Below are 23,322 nucleotides of genomic sequence, written 5' to 3'. Positions count from 1 at the left end.
TTGTCAAAATAAGCAGCTATTTTTATTGAAAATTATTGAGATTCTATCAATGAAACAAAAACCGACTTTAAAAATAATAGCCAGAGAACTTGATGTTTCTATATCAACTGTTTCCAAAGCATTGAGAGACAGCAAAGAGATTAGTGATGAAACAAAACAAAAAGTAAAAGCTTTTGCGAAACTTTATAATTATAAGCCGAATAACATTGCATTAAGTCTTAAAAACCGTAAAACAAAAACTTTAGGTGTTATCATTCCAGAAATCGTTCATCATTTTTTTACAACTGTGATTTCAGGAATCGAAGATTATGCAAATCAACGTGGTTATAATGTGATTGTCGGCTTATCTAATGAGTCTTTTGATCAAGAAGTGCTTAACCTTGAAATGTTGGCTAATGGAAGTATTGATGGTTTTATTATTTCTGTTGCAAAAGAAACTTTACAGAAAAAAGATTATCATCACCTAAGAGAAACAATCGATCAAGGTATTCCAATTGTGATGTTCGATCGCGTTCTCAATGAAATCTCTTGCGATAAAGTTGTTGTTGATGATATTGAAACTTCAGAAAAAGCCGTTCAGAAATTAATTGATTCTAAAGCGGAAAATATTGCAATTATTACCACTGAAGATTATGTGAGTGTGGGTAAATTGAGAACACAAGGCTATTTAAAAACTTTAATAAAAAATGAAATTCAACCTGATGAAAGTTTAATTCTCAAAATTGATGATCACCTTAATGAAGAAGATCATTTAGAAAAATTAGAACAACAAATCAAAGAATTTCTTGAGACCAAAAATATTGATGCAATTTTTGCAGTTAACGAACTTTATGCGATTACAGCCATGAAAGTTGCGCGAGCTATGTGTTATAAAATTCCTGAAGATTTACAAGTGATCGGCTTTACTGATGGTGTCCTTTCTAAACACGCTTACCCACCCTTAACAACTGTTAGTCAGCATGGTAAAGAAATGGGGAAGCAGACGGCAGAGCTTCTCATTGATAGATTAGAAAACGAGTCAAAAGAAGCCGAAGATCAATACAAAACTGTTATTGTTAAAACTGATATTATAGAACGAGAAACAACAAAGTCCATTAATTCGTAATTTTTTATATCTTTGTGACTTCACAAAACTTATACTTTTACTTCCACAACAAAAGATAAGTTTTGAATAACTTCTCAACTTATCGTTTTAACTTAAATAAAGCGATATGCAGAAACGTAGATTAGGTATTCTCGAAATCTGGAACCTTAGTTTCGGTTTTCTCGGAATACAAATGGGTTTTGCGCTTCAAAACGCAAACGCAAGCCGTATTCTTCAAAATTTTGGTGCTGATGTCTCTCATTTATCCTGGTTTTGGATCATTGCACCTTTAATGGGTTTAATTGTTCAGCCAATTGTTGGTCATTACAGTGATCAAACTTGGACAAAACTCGGGAGGAGAAGACCTTACTTTTTAGTAGGCGCTGTTTTAGCTTCCGTTGGATTGGTTTTAATGCCACAAGCAGATATCTTCATTGCATTTATGCCAGCACTTTGGGTTGGTGCAGGAATGTTAATGATTATGGATGCCTCCTTTAACATTGCGATGGAGCCTTTTCGTGCTTTAGTTGCAGATAATTTAAGATCAGAACAAAGAACTTTAGGCTTCAGTATCCAAACTGTATTAATAGGTATCGGAGCCGTTATCGGTTCATTTTTGCCTTACGCTTTAAGTAACTATTTCGGTGTTTCTAATGAAGCACCAGCTGGTAGTGTGCCAACACATTTAATTTTATCCTTCATCATTGGCGCGATTGTTTTAATCATCAGTATTCTGATCACAGTTTTTACGACAAAAGAATACTCTCCAGAAGAAATGAAAGCCATTGAAAAAGCCAAAGCAGAAGCTGATGAAGTTGATTATATTGAAGATGAAGAAATAAAGGAGTCTAAATTATCAGATATATTCACTGACTTTGTGAAAATGCCTGAAACCATGCGACAGTTGAGCTGGGTTCAGTTTTTCTCTTGGTTTGCATTATTTGGGTTATGGGTTTTTAGCGTGCCAGCCATTGCACAACATTATTATGGCTTAGCGCCAGACGATGCTTCAAGTGAAGCTTTTAATGAAGCAGGTGACTGGGTGGGTGTTCTGTTTAGTGTTTATAATTTAGTTTCGGTTTTTGTCGCTTTGTCATTACCGAAAATCGCAAAATATTTCGGACGTAAAAAGACACATGCTTATGCGCTTTTTATTGGAGGATTCAGTTTGCTTTCTATTTATTTCTTACCAAATGAAAATTGGCTGATTCTTTCAATGATAGGAATCGGTGTGGCTTGGGCAAGTATTTTAGCGATGCCTTATGCCATTTTAGCAGGTTCTATAAATCCCAAAAAAATGGGCGTTTATATGGGGATTTTTAATTTCTTTATTGTGATTCCTCAAATTATCAACGCTTTAATTGGTGGACCATTAGTAAAATATTTATATGGAAATCAAGCCGTTTTTGCACTTGTGATGGCTGGTGTAAGTATGCTTTTAGCAGGATATTTAGTGACGAATGTAAAAGATGTTGACGAAAAAAAATAATATGGATAAGAATAAAAAAGCAATCATTTTTGACCTTGATGGTGTCATTGTAGATACAGCAAAATTTCATTTTTTAGCTTGGCAAAACTTAGCTAAAAAACTGGGAATTAACTTTACAGCTGAAGATAACGAACAATTAAAAGGTGTAAGTCGCGTCAAGTCTCTTCAAAAAATACTTGAATGGGGAAATAAAGAAATTTCTGAACAAGAATTTAAACAATTGATGCACGATAAAAATGAAGAATATCTGACTTATGTCGATCAAATGACAACCTCTGATATTCTCCCAAAAGTTAAAGATACTCTTGATTATTTAAAGGTAAATAATTATCCAATTGCCTTAGGTTCAGCAAGTAAGAACGCAAAGCGTATTTTAAAACATGTCGATTTACTTACTTATTTCGATGCCATAGTTGATGGAAATGAAGTGACAAAAGCAAAACCTAATCCTGAAGTTTTTTTAAAAGCTGCTGAATTGCTGAAAGCTCAACCTAAGCATGCAATTGTTTTTGAAGATTCCCTTTCAGGAATAGAAGCTGCCAATACTGCTCAAATGCTCAGCATTGGTATTGGTGATGAAAATATTTTAAAGGAAGCAAACTATGTTTTTAAAGATTTTGAAGACATGGGGCTCGCTAAGTTCAAAGAAATCTTAAACGAATAATAGAATTACAAACTAATATAAATATGAATCGCAATTATATTACACCAGATGCTTGGTCGATTATAGAAGATAAATTTGAAGCAGATCATGTCAAATCATCTGAGAGCCTTTTTAGTATAGGAAATGGAGCGATGGGGCAACGCGCTAATTTTGAAGAAGATTACTCGGGTCCAAGCTTTCAAGGAAGCTATATCGGTGGTGTTTATTATCCTGATAAAACCCGCGTTGGCTGGTGGAAAAATGGTTATCCTGAATACTTTGCAAAGGTTTTAAATGCGCCTAACTTTATAGGTATTCATATCAAGATTAACGATGAGGTATTTGATTTACATCAGTGTAAAGAAGTAAAAAACTTCAGACGCGAACTCAACATGAAAGAAGGTTGGCATAAAAGAACTTTTATTGCAAAAATTCAAAATGACATTGAGATTAAAGTTGAAGCGCTTCGTTTTTTAAGTTTAGATCATGAAGAGTTAGGAGCGATTCAATATCAAATCACTCCGTTAAATTCTCATGCCAAAATTGAATACACGCCTTACATCGACTCTGGAATCAAAAATCAAGACACCAATTGGGATGATAAGTTTTGGGAAACAACTGATGTTGAAATTGATGATGAACAAGCTTTTATTAAATCACATACATTAAAGACTGAATATAAGGTTTGTACCTTTATGCAATCTCAATTTTTAATTGATAATGAAATTGTACAGCTTTCAGCTCAATCAAAAAAAGAAGATTTAAAGGCAAGCCTTGCTTATTCAAAAGAAATTAAAAAAGATCAAACTTTTACAATTCATAAATTTGCAGGTTATACAACATCATTAAATCATCAGGAGAATGAATTAATTCCTGCTGCGAAAAGTGTTTTGTCAAAAGCTGTAGATTTAGGTTTTGAGGAATTATTATCGAAACAAAAACAAGCTTGGGCAGAAATTTGGCGAATGAGTGACATCACAATTGAAGGTGATGTTGAAGCACAACAAGGGATTCGTTTTAATATTTTTCAATTAAATCAAACTTATTCTGGCAAAGATGCACGCTTAAATATTGGTCCCAAAGGCTTTACTGGTGAGAAATACGGTGGAAGTACATATTGGGATACCGAGGCTTATTGCTTACCTTTTTATATGGCAACAAAAAATCAGCAAGTCGCCAAAAACTTATTGATTTATCGTTACAGACATTTAGAAAAAGCTATCGAAAACGCTGAAAAGTTAGGCTTTAAAAATGGAGCTGCACTTTACCCAATGGTCACCATGAATGGTGAAGAAAGCCACAATGAATGGGAAATTACTTTTGAAGAAATCCATAGAAATGGCGCAATTGCTTATGCAATTTTTAATTATCACCGCTACACGGGAGATTATTCTTACATTCCAGAAATGGGTATGGAGGTTTTAATTGCAATTGCTAAATTCTGGCAACAACGCGCAACTTTTTCTACTCAGAAAAATAAATATGTGATCCTTGGCGTCACTGGCCCAAATGAATATGAAAATAATGTCAATAATAATTTTTACACAAATTATGTCGCACAATGGTGTATCAATTATATGTTGGAAAATCTTGAAATTCTAAAAACAGAACATCAGCAAGATTATCAGCGCATTATAGAAAAAACGAATTTAACTTCAGATGAAATTTCTGAGATGAGAAAAGTCGCTGCAGAAATGTTTTTCCCTTATTCTGAAGAGCATCAAGTTTACTTACAGCAAGACGGATTTTTAGATAAAGAAATGATTAAGGTTGATGATTTAGACTCTAACCAAAGACCGATTAATCAATACTGGTCTTGGGATCGTATTTTGCGTTCACCTTACATCAAACAAGCAGACACTTTACAAGGTTTTTACTTTTTTGAAGACCACTTTAGTCGTGAAGAATTAGAAAGACATTTTGATTTTTATGAACCATTTACAGTTCATGAATCTTCACTTTCTCCTTGTGTTCACAGTATTCAAGCTGCTTCTTTAGATCGAATGGAGCAAGCCTACGAGTTTTATTTGAGAACCTCACGATTAGATCTTGATGACTATAATAAAGAAGTTGAAGAAGGTTGCCATATCACATCAATGGCAGGAACTTGGATGAGTATAGTTGAAGGTTTTGGCGGGATGCGCGTCAAAAATGGAGACTTGCATTTTGCACCTAAAATTCCTCAGCAATGGACTTTTTACTCTTTTAAAGTGAACTTTAGAGGAAAGATTTTAACCGTCAATGTTGAACAAAATAAAGTTGACTTTAAACTTGAAGGTGCTTCTGAAATGGAAGTTTACGTTAATGGAGAAAAACGTCAAGTTTTAAATTAAACTTTATTAATACTGAATCAGATCCAAAATAGATTTTTCTGTTTTGGGTCTCTTAAACTTATAAAATTGAATAAACTATTTTATTTCTTGTGCGTAAGCTTATGCTTTCAAATGGTCACAGCTCAAAACTTAAGAGTTGAACCACCGCATTGGTTTGCTGGAATGAAGTCTCAGCAGCTGCAACTTCTAGTTCATGCTGAAAATATTAAAGATGCTGAGATTAAATTGAATTCTGATCGAGTGAAACTTCTTCAAGTTCACAAAGCTGACAGTCCGAATTATTTATTTTTAGATTTAGAGTTAGCTCAAACTTCAAAAGCCTATAGCTTTAAAATTAATTTTGAATTTAAAAATCAAAAAAATCTTAGCTATAAATACCGAATTAAAAAACGCTTAAAAGCAGCTGATAATTATGAAGGTTTTGATAGCAGTGACGCGATTTATCTAATCACACCAGATCGTTTTGCAAACGGAAACCCTTCCAATGATGTCATTAAAGGCATGAACGAAACTAAAATTGATCGCGCCGATACTTATGCACGACACGGCGGCGATATTGAAGGAATTATTCAGCATCTCAACTATATTTCTGATATGGGTTTTACAGCAATTTGGCCGAGTCCTTTATTGGAAAATAATATGCATTATGGTTCATATCATGGTTACGCCATGACAGATTTTTATAAAGTTGATCCACGTTTTGGAGATTTGAAATCTTATCAAAAATTAGCAGATAAACTTCATCAAAAGGATATGAAACTCATCATGGATATGGTTGCTAATCATTGCGGTTCTGAACATTGGTGGATGAAAGATTTACCTTTTGAGGACTGGATCAATTATCAAGAAAAATATGTTAATAAGAATGATATTCCACTTTCAAACCATCGAAGAACAACCAATCAAGATCCTTATGCTTCTGATATTGATACAGATTTGAATCAAAAAGGTTGGTTTGTAGAAACCATGCCAGATTTAAATCAAAAGAATCCTTTTATGGCTAAATACATTATCCAGAATAGCATTTGGTGGATCGAAACTCTAGGTTTAAACGGAATTCGCCAAGATACTTATCCCTACGCAAACAAAGGGTTTATGTCTGATTGGGCAAAAGCGATTATGACGGAATATCCGAATTTTAATATCGTAGGCGAAGAGTGGAGCACAAATCCATTACTCGTTGGTTATTGGCAAGATGGCGCTAACAATAAGGATAAATATGAATCTCATCTAAAATCGACGATGGATTTCCCGATGCAAACAGCTATTGTTAATGCTTTAAACGAAGATGAAACTTGGGGAACTGGTTTGGTTAAAATTTATGAAGCATTAGCAAATGATTTTTATTATAACAATCCAGAATCAATTATGCTTTTTGCAGATAATCATGATATGAGTCGTATTTACACACAACTCAATGAAGATGTGTCTAAAACTAAAATGGCTTTAGGTTTGGTTTTAAGTTTACCGAGAATTCCTCAGATTTATTACGGAACAGAAATTTTATTGGATGACTCAGAAAATCCCGGAGATCACGGTTTGATCAGAACCGATTTTCCTGGCGGTTGGAAGTCCGATGAAGTCAATGCTTTTAAAGGAGAAGGTTTATCAAATAAGCAAAAAGATTTTCAGTTATTTTTAAAAAACTTACTGAATTACAGAAAAAATTCAAAAGCCTTAACTGAAGGTGATACGAAGCATTTTGCAGTATTTAATGCAATTTATACATTGGTGAGAACGACAAAAGATGAAAAGGTGATTTTGTTTTTAAATAAGAATAAAGAAACCCAAATGATTGATTTATCGCGTTTTGAAGAACTTGATTTTAATGGGAAAACTTTCAAATCAATTATTGATTCACAGCGTTTTAAATGGAATCAAACTTTAGATTTAAAACCAGGATTATCAATTTTTACAACTAAAAAATAATTATTTCATAAGCTATGAAACCTATATATTTCAGTTTTTTCTTGGTGTTTGTATGCTGCGGTTTAAATCTGACTGCACAAAATCCTGATCGTGAATTTCAGGATATTCAAACGCAAGACAATGTAATTATCATTCAAACATCAGACGGAAATTATCAGATGTCGTACTTAGCATCTGATATTGTTGAAACTGAATTTATTCCACAAGGAAACTTATCTATCAAGCAGTCACATGCTGTTCAATTGATAGATAAATTACCAGATTTCACAATTTCCAAAAATGATAATTCTATTAAAATTCATTCTGAAGGAATTGAAGTTCGTATTCAAAAATCACCATTTCAAATTACATATTTTTATAATGATGAAAAGTTGATTTCAGAGAAAAACGGATATCAAGAATCAGATGAAGGTTTTCAGCTTGATTTTAATCTTAACGAATCGGAAGTATTAATGGGCGGCGGCGCTAGAGCTTTAGGAATGAATAGAAGAGGACATCGTTTAAAGCTTTATAACCGAGCGCATTATGGTTATGAAACCAAATCTGAGTTGATGAATTACAGCATGCCGATTGCCATTTCATCAAAAAAATACATGATTCATTTTGATAATCCGAGTACAGGTTATTTAGATTTTGATAGCCAGTTTAATAATCGTCTTGCTTATGAAGCCATATCGGGTGCCAAGAAATATCAAGTTATCGCAGGTGATTCTTGGGAGAAAATCATTGAAAACTACACAGCTTTAACGGGACGTCAAAAATTACCGCCACGCTGGGTTTTAGGAAACTTTGCAAGTCGTTTTGGTTATCATTCTCAAGAAGAAACTTTAGCAACTATTGATCAATTTCGAGAAGAAAATATGCCTGTTGATGCTGTTATATTAGACTTGTATTGGTTTGGAAAAACAGTGCAAGGCACAATGGGGAATTTAGCTTTTGATAAAGATTCATTTCCCAAACCCAATAAAATGATCAAAAAGTTGAAAAAGAATAATGTTGAAACTGTTTTGATTACTGAACCTTTTATTCTAACTACATCAAATCGCTGGGATGAAGCTGTTTGTGAGGATATTTTGGCTAAAGATACTTTAGGAAATCCTGCTACTTATGATTTTTATTTTGGAAATACTGGACTGATTGATGTTTTTAAACCTGAAGCAAAACAATGGTTTTGGGAAATTTACGATGGTTTAAAAAACAAAGGTGTCAATGGTTGGTGGGGCGATTTAGGTGAGCCAGAAGTGCATCCTGATTATTTACAGCATCATAAGGCAAAAGCGCATGAAGTTCATAATATTTATGGACATCAATGGGCAAAAATTATATCTGAAGGCTATCGTAAAAACTATCCAGATGAGCGACCATTTATTTTGATGCGTGCTGGTTATTCAGGCTCACAAAAATACGGAATGATTCCGTGGTCTGGCGATGTCAACAGAACTTGGGGCGGACTTGAGCCACAGCCAGAAATTGCATTGCAGATGAGTTTACAAGGTTTGGCTTATATGCATTCTGATTTAGGCGGTTTTGCAGGCAATTTAAATGATGACGATCTTTATGTACGTTGGTTGCAATACGGTGTTTTTCAACCAATTTACAGACCACATGCACAGGAAGAAGTACCTTCTGAGCCAATTTTTAGAAGTGAAAAAGCAAAAAATTTATCACGAAAAGCGATTGAGTTGAGATATCAGCTTTTACCATATAATTATCAATTGGCTTTTGAAAATCAACAAAAAGGATTACCATTAATGCGACCATTGTTTTTTGAAGAACCTGAAAATGCGTCACTTTACAATTTTTCTGAAACTTATTTATGGGGAAATGATTTCTTGATTTCTCCTGTTTTGAAGCCTCACTTAATTTCAAAAGAAGTTTATTTTCCTAAAACTTCTAATTGGATTGATTACTATACAGGTGAAGTTTATCAAGCAGGCGAAACAAAAGAAATTCAGCTGAAAGAATCTCATATTCCTACATTTGTGAGAGGCGGAAGTTTCATTTTGAAAACACCACTCATTCAATCAACAAAGGAGTATGTTTTTAATGATTTGGATCTAGAATTTTATTACGATTCTGATGTTGAAAAATCGAATAGAAGTTTTTATAACGACAATGGAAAACTGCAAGATGCGTATGCTAAAAAAGCTTATGAAAAACTGAATTTAGATTATAAAAAGTTAGATGATTATTCTTTTCAAATTCAAATCAATCATGAAGTCGGTGAAGCTTTTAAGTCTGATTTAAAGAAGATGAATTTAATCATCAAAAATTACAGTAAAAAACCTAAAGAAATTATAGTAAATGGTAAGCAGCAAAAATTTAACTATGATGAAGAAACTCAAGTAATCAAGTTAAACTCAATTTCAATCAATAAAACAAGCACAAAAATTCAAATCAAATAATTCTGAACAATGAAACAATTAACAATCTTATTCGCTATGACATTTTTAGTATTGTCATGCGCAGAAACACAAACGAAAAAAGAAGAAGTCACAGCACAAGAAAAAGATCAATTTGAGTCAATTTCAAATGAAATTCTTGAATCTTCAGTGATTTACGAAGCCAATATTCGTCAATATTCACCAGAAGGAACTTTAAATGCTTTCACGAAAGACATTCCTCAGCTAAAGGAATTAGGCGTCAAAGTCATCTGGTTAATGCCGATTTATCCAATTTCAATGAAAAACAGAAAGGCAACCCCCGAACTTTCTATTGAAGATATTGAAGACCCAAAAGTGAAAGAAAAATATCTTGGTAGTTATTACGCTATCACTGATTATACAGCTGTGAATCCTAACTTCGGAACCAAAGCTGATTTTGATAAATTAGTGGAGACAGCACATGATAACGGAATGTATGTGATTTTGGATTGGGTTGCAAACCACACAGGTTGGGATCATAAATGGATTGAAACTCATCCTGAATATTACCAAAAAGATAAAGACGGAAATGTGACAGACCCTATTAATCCAGATACAGGCGAATCTTGGGGATGGACAGATGTTGCGCACTTGAGTTATGAGAATAAAGATTTGTGGGATGCGATGAGTAACGAAATGCTTTATTGGGTTAAAAATCATAACATCGATGGTTTTAGATGTGATGTAGCAGGAAATGTAACAACTGATTTCTGGAACTTTGTTGTGCCGAAATTAAAAGAAGAAAAACCAGTTTTTATGTTAGCTGAAAGTGAAGACAAAGACTTATTTTATGAAGCTTTTGATATGGGTTATAATTGGGAAGGTCACCACATCATGAATGAAATTGCACAAGGCAAAAAATCAGTTGCTGATTGGGATGCTTACATGCAAAAGATTGACACAACTTACCAAAAAGATGATTATTTGATGAGTTTTGTGACAAATCATGACGAGAATTCATGGAATGGAACTGTCAAAGAACGCATGGGTGAGGCAAGCGAAACTTTTTTAGCAATGACTTATACTTTACCTGGCATGCCTTTAATTTACAGCGGACAGGAATATGATATGGATCATCAATTAAAGTTTTTTGAAAAAGATACAATTCCTAAAACAAAAGGAAAAGTTTGGCCATTATTAGAGAAGTTAGGACAGCTAAAAAACACAAATACTGCTTTAAATGGTGCTAAAAATGCTGCTGATTATACAAGGCTAAAAACTTCAATGGATGAGAAGATTCTTGCTTTTTCTCGTCAAAAAGAAGGAGAAGAAATTCTATTTATCGCAAATATGACTGATCAAGATCAGAGCTTTACAGTCGAAAAATCAGGAAGCTTTAAAGATGAAATATCAGGTGAGAAAGTGTCTTTAAAAGAGGGTCAAAAATTGAATTTTAAGGCTTGGGAATATAATATTTTAACAAAAAAATAAGCAATTATATTTTTTCTCATAAATATTAAAGAAGTTATCAACCTTAAACGTTATAGCTGCGATATTGATTAGGATTTGAGCCTTTTTTAAATTAAATTTGATGTAATGAAAAATAAGAAAATACACAAAATTGCGGTTTTAACATCTGGTGGTGATGCACCAGGAATGAATGCAGCAATTCGTGCTGTCGTCAGAAATGCAGCCTATCAAAATATTGATTGTGTTGGCGTTTATAGAGGTTATCAAGGTTTAGTTGAAAAAGATTTTATTGAACTTGATCCGCGTTCGGTTAAAAACATTATTAATCGTGGAGGTACATTCCTAAAATCTGCACGATCAAAAGACTTTAGAACTAAAGAAGGTCAAGAAAAAGCTTTCCAAAATCTTAAAGACCAAGGAATCGATGCACTTGTTGTTATCGGTGGTGATGGTACTTTTACAGGAGCTTCAGTTTTTAGCAAAGCATTTGATATTCCTGTAATCGGTATTCCTGCAACAATTGATAATGACATTAAAGGAACTGATTTTACAATCGGATATGACACGGCTTTAAATACTGTCATTGAAGCAATTGATAAAATTAGAGACACGGCAAGTTCTCATGACAGACTATTCATGATTGAAGTGATGGGTCGTGATGCTGGTGATATTGCTTTAAATAGCGGTATTGGTGCAGGTGCTGAAGAGATTTTGATTCCTGAAGAAGATAGAGGAATAGAGCATTTACTTGAGTCTTTACATAAGTCACGTAAATCAGGCAAAACCTCAAGCATCGTTGTGGTTGCTGAAGGTGATCAAATAGGTCAGAACATCAATCAACTTTCTGAGGACATTCAGGAAAATTTACCTGAATACGAAGTGAAAGTCACTGTTTTAGGACATATTCAGCGTGGTGGTTCACCGAGTTGTTATGATCGTGTTTTGGCGAGCCGTTTAGGTGTTTCCGCCGTTGATGCCTTGATGGAAGGCGAGTCTAATGTGATGGTAGGTACACGACAAAAGAAAATTGTTTATGTCAATTTTGATAAAACAATAGGTGGTAAGAAAAAATTAGATAAAGAACTGATTAGAGTTGCAGACATTGTCTCAACTTAATTTAAAAAAGAATAAACTATGAAAACAAAAATTGGAATTAATGGTTTTGGAAGAATCGGACGTCTAGCGTTTAGAATTGCTTCTGAAAATGAAAATATTGAAATCGTTGGAATTAATGATCTTTTAGATGTTGAGCATTTAGCTTACATGTTAAAGTACGATTCTGTTCATGGAAGATTTAAAAAAGATGTCGATGTTAAAGACGGTCATTTAGTTGTTGATGGAAAAACTATCAGAATTACTGGCGAAAAGAATCCTGCAGACTTAAAGTGGAATGAAGTTGATGCTGATATCATTTTAGATTGTACCGGGATTTTTAAAGATAAAAAATCTGCCTCAGCACATTTAGATGCTGGCGCGAAAAAAGTCGTGATTTCAGCACCTTCTAAAGATGCACCAATGTTTGTGATGGGTGTTAACCATAATGATGCAAAAGCTGAAGATACAGTTGTTTCAAATGCTTCATGTACAACAAACTGCTTGGCGCCTTTAGCAAAAGTTGTGAATGATGAGTTTGGTATTGTTGAAGGTTTAATGACAACAATCCACGCTGCAACATCAACACAATATACTGTCGATTCTCCTTCAAAAAAGAATTACCGTTTAGGAAGAAGTGCAATTAACAACATAATTCCTTCAAGTACTGGTGCTGCAGTGGCAGTTGGTAAAGTGATGAAAGAAGTTGAAGGAAAATTAACAGGAATGGCATTTAGAGTTCCTACGGCTGATGTTTCTGTCGTCGATTTAACTGTAAGAACTGAAAAATCTGTTTCTTACGACGAAGTCAAAGCCGCTATGAAGAAAGCAGCTGATGGACCACTTAAAGGTATTATGAATTATTGCGACGATGCTGTTGTTTCTCAAGATTTTGTTTCAGAGGAAGCAACTTGTAATTTTGACGCAGATGCAGGTCTTGCACTAAACGATAATTTCTTCAAATTAGTTGCTTGGTATGATAATGAATATGGTTACTCAAGCAAACTCGTAGATCTAGCGATGCATATTGCTAAACTTTAATTGATTTACAAAATTAATAAAAGCCTATTCATGTTGTCGTGAATAGGCTTTTCTAATACATAGCTTATGATTTTAGTTGCAGACGGAGGATCAACCAAATGTGATTGGCTTTTACTCGATGAAAAAGGTGAGATGGTTTTAAAAACACGAACGAAAGGTATTAATCCAGCAGTTTTTAAAGTTGATGTTCTTAAAGCCAGACTCAGAGAAAACGAAGATTTAGTCAAGCTTATTCCAAAAGTACATCGTGTTGATTTTTTCGGAGCAGGCTGTGGAACAGAATCACCTCGATTGCAATTGCTTCAAATATTACAGGAGTTTTTTAGCGAAGCTGAAGTTAATGTCGATGAAGATATGACAGCCGCTGCGCTTTCAGCAACTAATGAACCTGGTATTGTTTGCATTTTAGGAACTGGTTCTAACTCATGTTATTTTGATGGTGAAAAAATACACATGGAAGTTCAATCTTTGGGTTATGTTCTCATGGATGAAGCAAGTGGTAACTATTTTGGTAAAAGGCTTATTCGGAACTATTATTACAAAACCATGCCTAAAGAATTGGCCTTGGAATTTGAAAAAAGATATGATTTAAGTGCTGATACTATTAAAAGAAACATTTATCGTGAAGATAATCCAAACACTTATTTAGCATCATTTGCTGAATTTATTTTTACTGCTGAAGAGCGAAACGGTTACTTTTATAAATTGATTTCTGAAGGCATCAAGAAATTTATTGAAAGTCGTGTTTTATGCTACAAACAAGCTCAAAATGTTCCGATTCACTTCATAGGTTCTATTGCATATTTTTCAGAAGATATCATCAGAGATGTTGCAAAACCTTATCATCTTGAAATTGGAAACATCATCAGAAGACCCATCGATGGCTTAATCGATCATTACAAAAACAATATTATAAAAGCATCCTAAAATGACTTTACCAAAGAAAAACCTTCAGCAATTAAAAGCTTGGTCAGAACTTCAAAACTTAGCTAAAACTGAAAATCTTAACATTCAAGATTTATTTAAAAATGATTCAAATCGTTTTGAAAAATATAGTTTAAATTTTGATGACTTTCTTTTCGATTATTCTAAACATCTTATTTCTGATAAAATCAAATTTTCATTATTAGAATTAGCCAATCAAGCTGAATTAAAAGATGCAATTAAAGCTCAATTTGATGGTGATTTGATCAACGAAACTGAAAACAGAGCTGTTTTACATACCGCTTTGCGAGATTTTTCTGAATCAAATTCAAATAATGTTCATCAATCAAAGGATGCTTTAGGTAAAATGCAAAATTTTGTCACTAAAGTTCATAGTGGTGAGTGGAAAACCTATGCTGATCAAAAAATTACTGATGTTGTCAATATTGGTATTGGCGGTTCTGATTTAGGACCACAAATGGTTGTCGATGCTTTAGATTATTATAAAAAAGACATTAAATGTCATTTTATTTCAAACGTAGATGGCGACCCTATTCATTCATTGTTAAAAACTTTAAATCCTGAAACGACCTTATTTGTCATTGTTTCAAAATCATTTACAACCCAAGAAACTTTAACGAATGCAAATACAATTAGAGAGTGGTTTCTAACACATACTTCTGAAGAAAATATTAAGCATAATTTTGTCGCTGTTTCTACAAATCTCGATGCGGTTGAAAAATTCGGAATTGCTTCAGATAATATTTTCCCAATGTTTGATTGGGTTGGCGGGCGTTTTTCACTCTGGTCAACAGCTGGTTTAAGTATTGCCTTAACTGTCGGAATGACGCATTTTAAAGAATTATTACGAGGCGCTGAAGCGATGGATCTTCATTTTAAAGAAACTGATTTTGATAAAAACATTCCGGTTCTTTCAGCTTTAATTAGCATTTGGTATAATAACTTTTTGGATGCAGAAAGTGAAGCAATTATTCCTTATACAAATTATTTACAAAAACTTGCGCCTTATTTACAGCAAGCTTCAATGGAAAGCAACGGCAAATCTGTTGATAGAAATGGAGACAAAATTAATTATCAAACAGGGAATATTGTTTGGGGAGAACCTGGAACAAATGCACAGCATGCGTTTTTTCAGTTAATTCATCAAGGTACAAAATTGATTCCTGCTGATTTTATAGGTTTTAAAAAGTCATTACATCAAGACCAGACGCATCATGATATTTTGATGGCCAATTATTTTGCACAAACAGAAGCTTTGTTAAAAGGTAAAAGTAAAACTGAAGTCGAGGAGGAGTTGAAAAATCAAGGTTTATCAGAAAATGAAATTGAAAAACTGTTGCCATTCAAGGTCTTTGAAGGGAATAAACCGACCACAAGTTTATTGATAGATCAGCTAACACCTAAAAGTTTAGGGAAACTCATCGCGATGTACGAGCACAAAATCTTTGTACAAGGTGTGATTTGGAATATTTTTAGTTTTGATCAATGGGGCGTTCAACTTGGTAAAGAGTTGGCAAACAAAGTTCTGGAAGACATTACCTCTGAAGATATTAAAAACAAACACGATCAATCGACAGAGGCATTGTTGAGAGCTTATAGAAATTACCCTTTTATGTAAGTTAATTCATGATTTAAGATTATTAAATAATTTATATTTTATTGAATTAACTTTTGAGTTGATTTATTCGGATTTTTTTATAATTTTAAGAGGCTAACCAATATCTTGATTATGCTTGTTAAAGTTTATGGAAGTGCCGTTTTTGGTGTTGACGCCACTACAATTACAGTCGAAATTAATATGGAAAGAGGAATCGGCTATCATTTAGTCGGTTTGCCTGATAATGCTATTCGTGAGAGCAGTTACAGAATTCAAGCTGCTTTAAAAAATAATGGCTATAAATTTCCTGGTAAAAAAATCATCATTAATATGGCGCCTGCCGATCTTCGTAAAGAAGGTTCGGCTTACGATTTAACTTTGGCACTCGGCATTTTATCAGCTTCTGATCAAATTAAAGCCGATGATATTGGAGATTACATCATCATGGGTGAACTCTCACTTGACGGAAGTTTGCAGCCCATTAAAGGTGCTTTGCCAATTGCAATTAAGGCGAAGGAAGATGGCTTTAAAGGTTTTATTTTACCTAAACAAAATGCCAACGAAGCTGCGATTGTCTCTGGATTAGATGTTTATGGTATTGAAAATATTACTGAAATCATTGAATTCTTCGATCAAGATAAAAAACTTGAACCAACAAAAATTGATACCCGTAAGATGTTTTACGAAAATTTGACGCATCCTGAATTTGATTTCGCTGATGTTAAAGGTCAAGAATCTATTAAAAGGTGCATGGAAATTGCAGCTGCTGGTGGTCATAACATCATTATGATTGGTCCTCCTGGTTCAGGGAAAACAATGTTAGCTAAGCGATTGCCAAGTATTTTGCCACCAATGTCGCTTCATGAAGCTTTGGAAACGACTAAAATTCATTCGGTTGTAGGAAGAACAAACGGTCAAATGGGTTTAATGGCTGAACGACCTTTTAGAAGCCCACATCACACGATTTCTCCTGTAGCTCTTTGTGGAGGTGGTTCTTATCCGCAACCTGGAGAAATTTCTTTGTCACACAATGGCGTTCTTTTCTTGGATGAATTACCAGAGTTTCAGCGGACAGTTTTAGAAGTGATGCGTCAACCTTTGGAAGATAGAATAGTCACAATTTCAAGAGCTAAATTTACGGTGACTTATCCGTCGAGTTTTATGTTGGTAGCAAGTATGAATCCAAGTCCGAGTGGTTATTTTAACGATCCTGATGCGCCTGTAACTTCTTCGCCAGCAGAAATGCAACGTTACTTAAGCAAGATTAGCGGACCACTTTTAGATAGAATTGATATTCATATAGAAGTGACGCCAGTTCCTTTTGAAAAGTTGAGTGAAAAACGTCGAGCTGAAAGCAGTATTGATATTAGAAAACGTGTGACAAAAGCGAGAGAGAAGCAAACCGAGAGATTTAAAGATTACGAAAACATCCACTACAATGCACAAATGGATGTGAAGCAAATCAAAGAATTTTGCGAGTTAGATCAAGCTTCAAATGATTTATTAAAAACTGCTATGGAGCGCTTAAATTTATCCGCAAGAGCTTATGATCGCATTCTGAAAGTATCACGTACAATAGCAGATATTGAAGAGTCTGAGAATATAACAGGCCAACACATCAGCGAAGCTATTCAATACAGAAGCTTGGATCGTGATGGTTGGCTTGGTTAAATACATGTGAGGTTTAATCTCTAATGTTGATTGATTTGCCCTTTGGGTATTTGACTTTGTAAGAATATTTCAAAGTTTTTTGTGATTGAGCATCTAAAGTTAATTCCCAATTTAAAAACCCTTTTTCTTTATCGTAAAATGTTGCATCGTGTTTGATATCCTCAACTTTGATTTCATCATTCTGTGAGATTGGTAATCTTTCCTGAACAAGTAATGAAATACTTCTGTTTTTATTATTTTTCATTTTAATATCATAAGCTTTTTCAACGATGCGTGTTCCTCCAAAAAATGATTTGGAGCTCATTTTTTCTGGTTGTTCACGCTCCAAAGTGATTTGTTGATCGCTGCCTAAAGATATTGTCAGCTTATCATCAATGTTTTGTGGAAGGATAGAAGTTGTACCGACATAAGTATCATCAAAGTAAATTTGCGCTTCGCCAGTCAGTAAATCAATTTCTTCCCAATCGCTGACTTCTGCAATCAAGAAAACAGATGAAGAAAGTTCAGGTGCAGCAAAATATTGGTATTTCGTCTCTAAAGATTGTTTGTCAAGCTCAAATTGTTCAGCATCTCGACTACTTTTTAGATTTACTTTTTGAGGAATTTTAAAGTTTACAGCAGTTGCAGTATAATTTTTCTCAACAACAATTTCTTCTACTTCAGCATCTTCAACCGCCATGTCATTTCTTTTTGCCGAAGCATAGCCAGTGACAACCACTTCACTAAGCATTGCGCTATCTTCAATCATTTGAAAACTTATGTTTGATGCGTAAATAGGAATATTCTCAGTTTTAAAACCGAGATAACTAAATTCAAGACTTTTTGAGTTATTGACTTGAATAGAGTAATTTCCATCAAAATCAGTTTGCGTTCCTTTTGATGTTCCCTTTAAAATAACATTGACACCAGGAAGCGGTCTGCCTGCTTCATCGTAAACTGTACCTGACACTTTTTTGATACTTGGGTTGTATGTTACATGAGAAAAACGGTTTCTTGAATTTCTATAAGTTCGATTAAAGTTTAAATAATACGGATTTAACTCAGGCTTTGTTTCTGTGCGATTTGGTTGTGCAGATGATAAACTCAAATCAATATCAGACCAATCAGCACCAGTTTGTTGAAAAACATTGGCTTTATAAGTCAACTCAATGTCACTTGAAATATCTTGACTTTTTAAGTCGTAACTTGGGTACCAACCAGCATCATTCACAAAATATGAAAGTTCTAAATTTTTAAGAGATGCCTTTGTTACATTAAGGTCTAATGTGATTTTACCTCTATATTGCTTTTGATTTCCTCTTAATTTATGAAGTTCACTTTGGATTTTTTGAACTTCCTCTTGCTGTTTCTTAAGCTTAATGTTTAAATCAAAAATAAGGTTATTAATGTCTTCAATTTTATTTCTATAAAAATTGGCATAAGTATTCACTTTTGCAATGCTGATATCTGATTGCTCACCAGTTAGCTTTTGGTTGTTTTTAAGTAATTCAAATTCATTTTGGTAAGCTGTTATTTTACTTTGCGTTTGTGACTGATTCTTTTGAGCTTCTTCCAACTGATTAATTAAATCATCGATTTCCCGACTTGTCTGATCTGTAATGAGGTAGTCACGTTCGTAATTGATGGAGTTGAGATCAATATCTTTTAAGCCTTTAATTATGATGCTTTCAGAAGAAATAGAAGGGGAGAGGTCGTCAAAAACGATGCTATGTTGACCTTTGGAAAGCTTTATGTTTGCTATTGCTTTGAGTTGTGCACCTTGGTTATAAACAGTAGCAGATCGAAGTTTTAAATCTGGAGTGACTTCTTGAGCATTAGCCCAAATAAAAGTGAATAAAATGAGGAAATATTTCATTGTTAAAGGTTTTGTGAAAATTAGTGAATTTATGACATCTACGATAGAAGTTTGTATCTTTTCAAAAAAATTGTGATTGATATTAATTGTGATTTAGCCGAAGGCGGAAATCAAGATGCAGAAATTATGCCACATATTTCAAGTTGTAATATTGCTTGCGGTGGACATTTTGGAAATATGTCAACTGTAGAAAAAGCAGTTCAGTTTGCTAAAAAAAATAAAGTTAAAATTGGAGCACATCCATCTTATCCAGATTTTAAAAATTTTGGAAGACGAAAAATAAATATTTCTTCCCAAAAATTAAAAGATTCTTTGAAAGAACAAATTCAATTTGTGATAAATTCTTGCCAGAAAAATAATGTAAATTTTCATCATATAAAAGCACATGGTGCGCTTTATAATGCAATGGAAAATGATGAAAAATTATGTCAAATTTTCTTTGAAGTTCTTCAAGAAATCAATAAAAAAATAGTTGTTTTTGTCTCACCAAAATCCAAATTGAGAGCTTATAAATCTCCCTTAATTAAATATTGGATTGAAGGATTTGGAGACCGAACTTACCAAGATGATTTAAGCTTAACGCTGAGATCAGAAAACGATGCTTTGTTGACAAAACCTGAAGATGTTTTGAACCAAATTTTAGCTCAGAAAAGGGCTTGTATTATCACTCAAAATGACCTTAAAATTGCTCAAAATTTTGATACAATTTGTTTGCATAGTGATACACCAAATGCACTTGAAATAATCAAATATATAAGTTCAAATTTAAAGATTAATTAAAATAAAAAATTATGTATTTATGTTAGAAAATAATTTTGAAATTTCAGTCTTTAATGAGCATTCAATTTTAATACAATTTGACTTTGAAATCAACGAAAAAAATATAGATTTACTTTTGTTTTATAGAAATTTAATTATTGAAAATAATAATAAATCTATACTTCAATTAATCAATACATATAACTCATTATTAGTTATTTACATTTTTACTATAAATAAAATCTATAATAAAAAAGAGAGCCTAAAAGAGCTTATTTTATCTACTGAAGCCAACCATGAAATCAATGGTAAAGTTTTTGAAATTCCAGTGTGTTATGATGAAGAATATGGCCTCGATTTAGAACATATATCTGAGCAAAATAATATAGCAATCAGTCAAATATCAGAGCTTCATTCTGCACGTCAATATCGTGTTTTTTTTATTGGCTTTTTACCTGGTTTCCCTTATCTCTCCCACGTCGATCAGCGACTTGAAATTAAGCGTAAAAAAAGACCTCGATCAAGCATCCCAAAAGGCAGTGTTGGAATTGCAGGACTACAGACAGGAATTTATCCAGAATCTTCTCCAGCAGGATGGCAAATAATTGGTAAAACGCCTCTAGATCTTTTCGATAAAATCAATAAAAAATCACTGTTATCTGCGGGAGATTATGTTCGGTTTAAGCCTGTTTCTAAAAGTGGGTTTTTAGAAATACAAGATCAAGTTTTTAAAGAATCCTATCAGATACAAATTTCTTAATTATGGCAATTCAACTTTTAAAATCTGGGCCACTTATTTCAGTTCAAGATTCGGGTCGATTTTTGGGATTGCAAGATGGAATTCCAGTCTCAGGAGTGATGGATAAAAATTTATTTTTTGAAACAAACCGTATTTTAAAAAATAAAATTAATTCACCTTCTTTGGAAATCTTTATGCAAAATTTTCAAATTAAGTTTACAAAAAATACATGTTTTAGCTTTGGTGCTTATGATGCAAAAGTTTTTCTAAACAAGAATAAAATTGATCTTTTAAAAGCTTATTCTGTTAAACCTGGCGACATATTAAAAATTCAAAAAATTAACAAAGGGGTTTGGTCTTATCTTTCAGTTAAAGGTGGTTTCAATTCTCAATCTGTTTTGGGAAGTTGTAGTTATTATAAAAAATTAAACATGCAGGCATTTAAGAACAAAAATGATTTGTTAAACTATGATGCTTTTGAGGGACAAATAAAGTCATCTGAAGCTCAGCTTAATGAAATTGATGACGCTAATATCGAACTCGATTGTATTGCTTTACCAGAGTTTAAGTTTCTGTCAGAAACAGTTAAATATCAATTGTTTAATGCTGAGTTTACATTATCACGTAATTCTAATCGACAAGCCTATCAACTTAATGAACGTCTTGATAATACACTCTCTGAGATAACAACTGGCGCTGTTTTGCCAGGTACAGTTCAGTTTACATCAGGCGGTCATTTAATGATTTTAATGCGTGATAGTCAAGTGACAGGCGGATATCCAAGGGTTTTGCAGGTTGAAGAAAATTCACTCTCGCGGCTATCTCAAATGCGTCCTGATGATAAAATTAAATTTAAGTTATCTGAAGAATTTTAATAGTTTTTTAAATAAAACTGTTTTATTGTAGGGCGGATATTTAATAGAAACATCTAAATATGTTTTTCTGTTAACTACAGACTTTTGACGTGTAAAGGTTTTGAATGAATGTTTTCCGTGATAATTACCGACACCACTTTTACCAACACCACCAAAAGGTAGCTTATCATTTACAAAATGCACAACTGTGTCGTTGATGACACCGCCACCAAAATCATATTTTTGAATCATTTTGTCTTGAAAGGTTCTATTTTCTGAAAAAACATAAAGAGCTAATGGTTTGTCGTTTTTTAAAATAATCTTTTCTAAATCTTCCTCATTTTTATAACTGATGATTGGTAGAATTGGTCCGAAAATTTCTTCTTTCATTAACTTACTTTCTAAATCAGGGTTTAAAACAAGCGTCGGCTCTATGAAAAGTTCGTTGTCTGCATGCTTGCCACCTGAAATAATATTTTGATTTTCTAGTAAACCCACTAAACGCTCGAAATGCTTTTGGCTAATGATTCGTGCGTAGTTTTCTGATTCTTTTGCATCTTTACCATAGAATTCATGAAGATTTTTTTGAAGACTCTCTATAAATTCATTTAAAATATTTTCATGAACGAGAAGATAATCAGGAGCGATACAAGTTTGGCCAGCATTAAGATATTTTCCCCAAAGTATGCGTTTTGCACTAGTACTTATTTTAGCGGTTTCATCAACAATACAAGGATTTTTACCACCGAGTTCTAAACAATGTGGCGTCATGTTTTTCGCTATTTTTTGAGAAACAATTTTGCCGACATTAACGCTTCCTGTAAAGAAAACAAAATCCCACTTGAGATCTAAAAGATAATCAGCAGTTTCGGCATCGCCTTGTATGACTTGACAAACTTCTGGTTTAAATACTTCAGAAATGAGAATTTCTAAAATTTGTGCAGTTTTTGGAGCGTATTCAGAGGGTTTTAAAATCACAGTATTCCCTGTTGCAATGGCTCCAATTAGAGGTGTTATTGCTAATTGAAAAGGATAATTCCAAGGTGAAATGACCAATATATTTCCCCAAGGAACGTGAAAGATTTTATCAGAAGAAGGGAAGTTAATCAAATCGGAACTGACTCTTTCAGGTTTTTGCCATTTTTTTAAGTTCTTGATAAAGAGATTAATTTCCTTGTAAACGACGAGTAATTCTGTCGTCAAAGTCTCGAATTCAGGTTTTTTAAAATCCTCATCAAGAGCAGCAATGATGTCTTCTTCTTTTTGCTTTATGTTATGTTTTAAAATCTTTAAAAGTTTTAAGCGTTCAGGAACAGAAGCAACCGTCTGATGATTAAAGTATTGTTTCTGCGATTGATAAGCTTTTGTGATTTCTCTTTTGTCCATAAATTCTGATCCTGATGAAATAAATTAGTCTTAAATTAAGTTATAGTTATAACAAAGTTTAGTTTATTTGTT

At 33.3% G+C, this 23,322-nt stretch carries 17 protein-coding genes; 15 read left to right on the top strand and 2 right to left on the bottom strand.

What is annotated here, in order from left to right; translation table 11 throughout:
• Positions 1-49: 49 nt before the first annotated feature.
• From CAP47_RS10540 to CAP47_RS10485, 12 genes are all read left to right on the top strand, one after another.
• Positions 50-1,105 carry a LacI family DNA-binding transcriptional regulator gene (locus tag CAP47_RS10540; protein WP_100776594.1) on the top strand — a complete coding sequence of 352 codons (1,056 nt, stop codon included), beginning with the start codon at positions 50-52 and terminating at the stop codon, positions 1,103-1,105.
• 106 nt (positions 1,106-1,211) lie between these two features.
• Positions 1,212-2,573: an MFS transporter gene (locus CAP47_RS10535; RefSeq protein WP_100776593.1), complete on the top strand. Its 1,362-nt coding sequence runs from the start codon at positions 1,212-1,214 to the stop codon at positions 2,571-2,573.
• Between the two features lies 1 nt (position 2,574).
• Complete coding sequence (gene pgmB / locus CAP47_RS10530; RefSeq protein WP_100776713.1) at positions 2,575-3,237, top strand: beta-phosphoglucomutase; 663 nt, start codon at positions 2,575-2,577, stop codon at positions 3,235-3,237.
• 23 nt (positions 3,238-3,260) lie between these two features.
• The gene (locus CAP47_RS10525) at positions 3,261-5,549 is read left to right on the top strand and encodes a glycoside hydrolase family 65 protein (protein WP_100776592.1); all 2,289 of its coding nucleotides are present in this window, start codon (positions 3,261-3,263) and stop codon (positions 5,547-5,549) included.
• A gap of 111 nt (positions 5,550-5,660) precedes the next feature.
• Positions 5,661-7,478: a glycoside hydrolase family 13 protein gene (locus tag CAP47_RS10520; protein ID WP_100776591.1), complete on the top strand. Its 1,818-nt coding sequence runs from the start codon at positions 5,661-5,663 to the stop codon at positions 7,476-7,478.
• Positions 7,479-7,492: 14 nt separating this feature from the next.
• Positions 7,493-9,883, top strand: coding sequence for a TIM-barrel domain-containing protein (locus tag CAP47_RS10515; RefSeq protein ID WP_100776590.1), 2,391 nt, complete (start codon positions 7,493-7,495; stop codon positions 9,881-9,883).
• 9 nt (positions 9,884-9,892) lie between these two features.
• Entirely contained in the window at positions 9,893-11,332 is a 1,440-nt protein-coding gene (locus CAP47_RS10510) for an alpha-amylase family glycosyl hydrolase (RefSeq protein WP_100776589.1), read from the top strand.
• Between the two features lie 105 nt (positions 11,333-11,437).
• Positions 11,438-12,427 carry a 6-phosphofructokinase gene (gene pfkA / locus CAP47_RS10505; protein WP_100776588.1) on the top strand — a complete coding sequence of 330 codons (990 nt, stop codon included), beginning with the start codon at positions 11,438-11,440 and terminating at the stop codon, positions 12,425-12,427.
• An 18-nt stretch (positions 12,428-12,445) separates the two neighbouring features.
• Positions 12,446-13,444, top strand: a complete 999-nt coding sequence (gene gap / locus CAP47_RS10500; protein WP_100776587.1) for a type I glyceraldehyde-3-phosphate dehydrogenase — start codon at positions 12,446-12,448, stop codon at positions 13,442-13,444.
• Positions 13,445-13,510: 66 nt separating this feature from the next.
• Positions 13,511-14,371 carry an N-acetylglucosamine kinase gene (locus CAP47_RS10495; RefSeq protein ID WP_100776586.1) on the top strand — a complete coding sequence of 287 codons (861 nt, stop codon included), beginning with the start codon at positions 13,511-13,513 and terminating at the stop codon, positions 14,369-14,371.
• 1 nt (position 14,372) lies between these two features.
• Positions 14,373-16,007, top strand: coding sequence for a glucose-6-phosphate isomerase (gene pgi, locus CAP47_RS10490; RefSeq protein WP_100776585.1), 1,635 nt, complete (start codon positions 14,373-14,375; stop codon positions 16,005-16,007).
• Positions 16,008-16,118: 111 nt separating this feature from the next.
• A complete protein-coding gene (locus tag CAP47_RS10485) occupies positions 16,119-17,657 on the top strand; it encodes a YifB family Mg chelatase-like AAA ATPase (protein WP_100776584.1) in 1,539 nt (512 codons plus the stop codon).
• A 13-nt stretch (positions 17,658-17,670) separates the two neighbouring features.
• On the opposite strand, the gene CAP47_RS10480 is transcribed toward CAP47_RS10485, so the two are convergent.
• Complete coding sequence (locus tag CAP47_RS10480) at positions 17,671-19,512, bottom strand: mucoidy inhibitor MuiA family protein (protein ID WP_100776583.1); 1,842 nt, start codon at positions 19,510-19,512, stop codon at positions 17,671-17,673.
• Positions 19,513-19,584: 72 nt separating this feature from the next.
• Between CAP47_RS10480 and CAP47_RS10475 the strand changes: the two genes are divergently transcribed.
• The 3 genes from CAP47_RS10475 to CAP47_RS10465 are packed head-to-tail and all read left to right on the top strand — an operon-like array spanning position 19,585 to position 21,885.
• Positions 19,585-20,292: a LamB/YcsF family protein gene (locus tag CAP47_RS10475; protein ID WP_238141040.1), complete on the top strand. Its 708-nt coding sequence runs from the start codon at positions 19,585-19,587 to the stop codon at positions 20,290-20,292.
• Positions 20,293-20,311: 19 nt separating this feature from the next.
• Positions 20,312-21,031, top strand: a complete 720-nt coding sequence (gene pxpB, locus CAP47_RS10470) for a 5-oxoprolinase subunit PxpB (RefSeq protein ID WP_100776582.1) — start codon at positions 20,312-20,314, stop codon at positions 21,029-21,031.
• Positions 21,032-21,033: 2 nt separating this feature from the next.
• Positions 21,034-21,885, top strand: a complete 852-nt coding sequence (locus tag CAP47_RS10465) for a biotin-dependent carboxyltransferase family protein (RefSeq protein ID WP_100776581.1) — start codon at positions 21,034-21,036, stop codon at positions 21,883-21,885.
• Here the strand turns inward: CAP47_RS10465 and CAP47_RS10460 are convergent.
• On the bottom strand, positions 21,868-23,250 hold the full coding sequence (locus CAP47_RS10460; RefSeq protein ID WP_100776580.1) for an aldehyde dehydrogenase: 1,383 nt from the start codon (positions 23,248-23,250) through the stop codon (positions 21,868-21,870). The genes CAP47_RS10465 and CAP47_RS10460 overlap by 18 nt on opposite strands.
• Between the last annotated feature and the right edge of the window lie 72 nt (positions 23,251-23,322).

Origin of the sequence: Psychroflexus sp. S27 (assembly GCF_002810405.1) — a bacterium.
In the GTDB taxonomy this organism is placed as follows: Bacteria; Bacteroidota; Bacteroidia; order Flavobacteriales; family Flavobacteriaceae; genus Psychroflexus; species Psychroflexus halocasei_A.
Note: the sequence above shows the minus strand (reverse complement) of the source record. Positions and strands in the feature narration are given on the sequence as shown.

Bases quoted from the DNA above. Each gene is read 5' to 3' on its own strand.
- CAP47_RS10465 (WP_100776581.1), top strand. From the start codon at position 21,034: ATGGCAATTCAACTTTTAAAATCTGGGCCACTTATTTCAGTTCAAGAT.
- pfkA (WP_100776588.1), top strand. From the start codon at position 11,438: ATGAAAAATAAGAAAATACACAAAATTGCGGTTTTAACATCTGGTGGT.
- CAP47_RS10495 (WP_100776586.1), top strand. From the start codon at position 13,511: ATGATTTTAGTTGCAGACGGAGGATCAACCAAATGTGATTGGCTTTTA.
- pgi (WP_100776585.1), top strand. From the start codon at position 14,373: ATGACTTTACCAAAGAAAAACCTTCAGCAATTAAAAGCTTGGTCAGAA.
- CAP47_RS10540 (WP_100776594.1), top strand. From the start codon at position 50: ATGAAACAAAAACCGACTTTAAAAATAATAGCCAGAGAACTTGATGTT.
- CAP47_RS10480 (WP_100776583.1), bottom strand. From the start codon at position 19,512: ATGAAATATTTCCTCATTTTATTCACTTTTATTTGGGCTAATGCTCAA.
- CAP47_RS10535 (WP_100776593.1), top strand. From the start codon at position 1,212: ATGCAGAAACGTAGATTAGGTATTCTCGAAATCTGGAACCTTAGTTTC.
- CAP47_RS10510 (WP_100776589.1), top strand. From the start codon at position 9,893: ATGAAACAATTAACAATCTTATTCGCTATGACATTTTTAGTATTGTCA.
- CAP47_RS10485 (WP_100776584.1), top strand. From the start codon at position 16,119: ATGCTTGTTAAAGTTTATGGAAGTGCCGTTTTTGGTGTTGACGCCACT.
- CAP47_RS10520 (WP_100776591.1), top strand. From the start codon at position 5,661: ATGGTCACAGCTCAAAACTTAAGAGTTGAACCACCGCATTGGTTTGCT.
- pgmB (WP_100776713.1), top strand. From the start codon at position 2,575: ATGGATAAGAATAAAAAAGCAATCATTTTTGACCTTGATGGTGTCATT.
- pxpB (WP_100776582.1), top strand. From the start codon at position 20,312: ATGTTAGAAAATAATTTTGAAATTTCAGTCTTTAATGAGCATTCAATT.
- gap (WP_100776587.1), top strand. From the start codon at position 12,446: ATGAAAACAAAAATTGGAATTAATGGTTTTGGAAGAATCGGACGTCTA.
- CAP47_RS10460 (WP_100776580.1), bottom strand. From the start codon at position 23,250: ATGGACAAAAGAGAAATCACAAAAGCTTATCAATCGCAGAAACAATAC.
- CAP47_RS10525 (WP_100776592.1), top strand. From the start codon at position 3,261: ATGAATCGCAATTATATTACACCAGATGCTTGGTCGATTATAGAAGAT.
- CAP47_RS10515 (WP_100776590.1), top strand. From the start codon at position 7,493: ATGAAACCTATATATTTCAGTTTTTTCTTGGTGTTTGTATGCTGCGGT.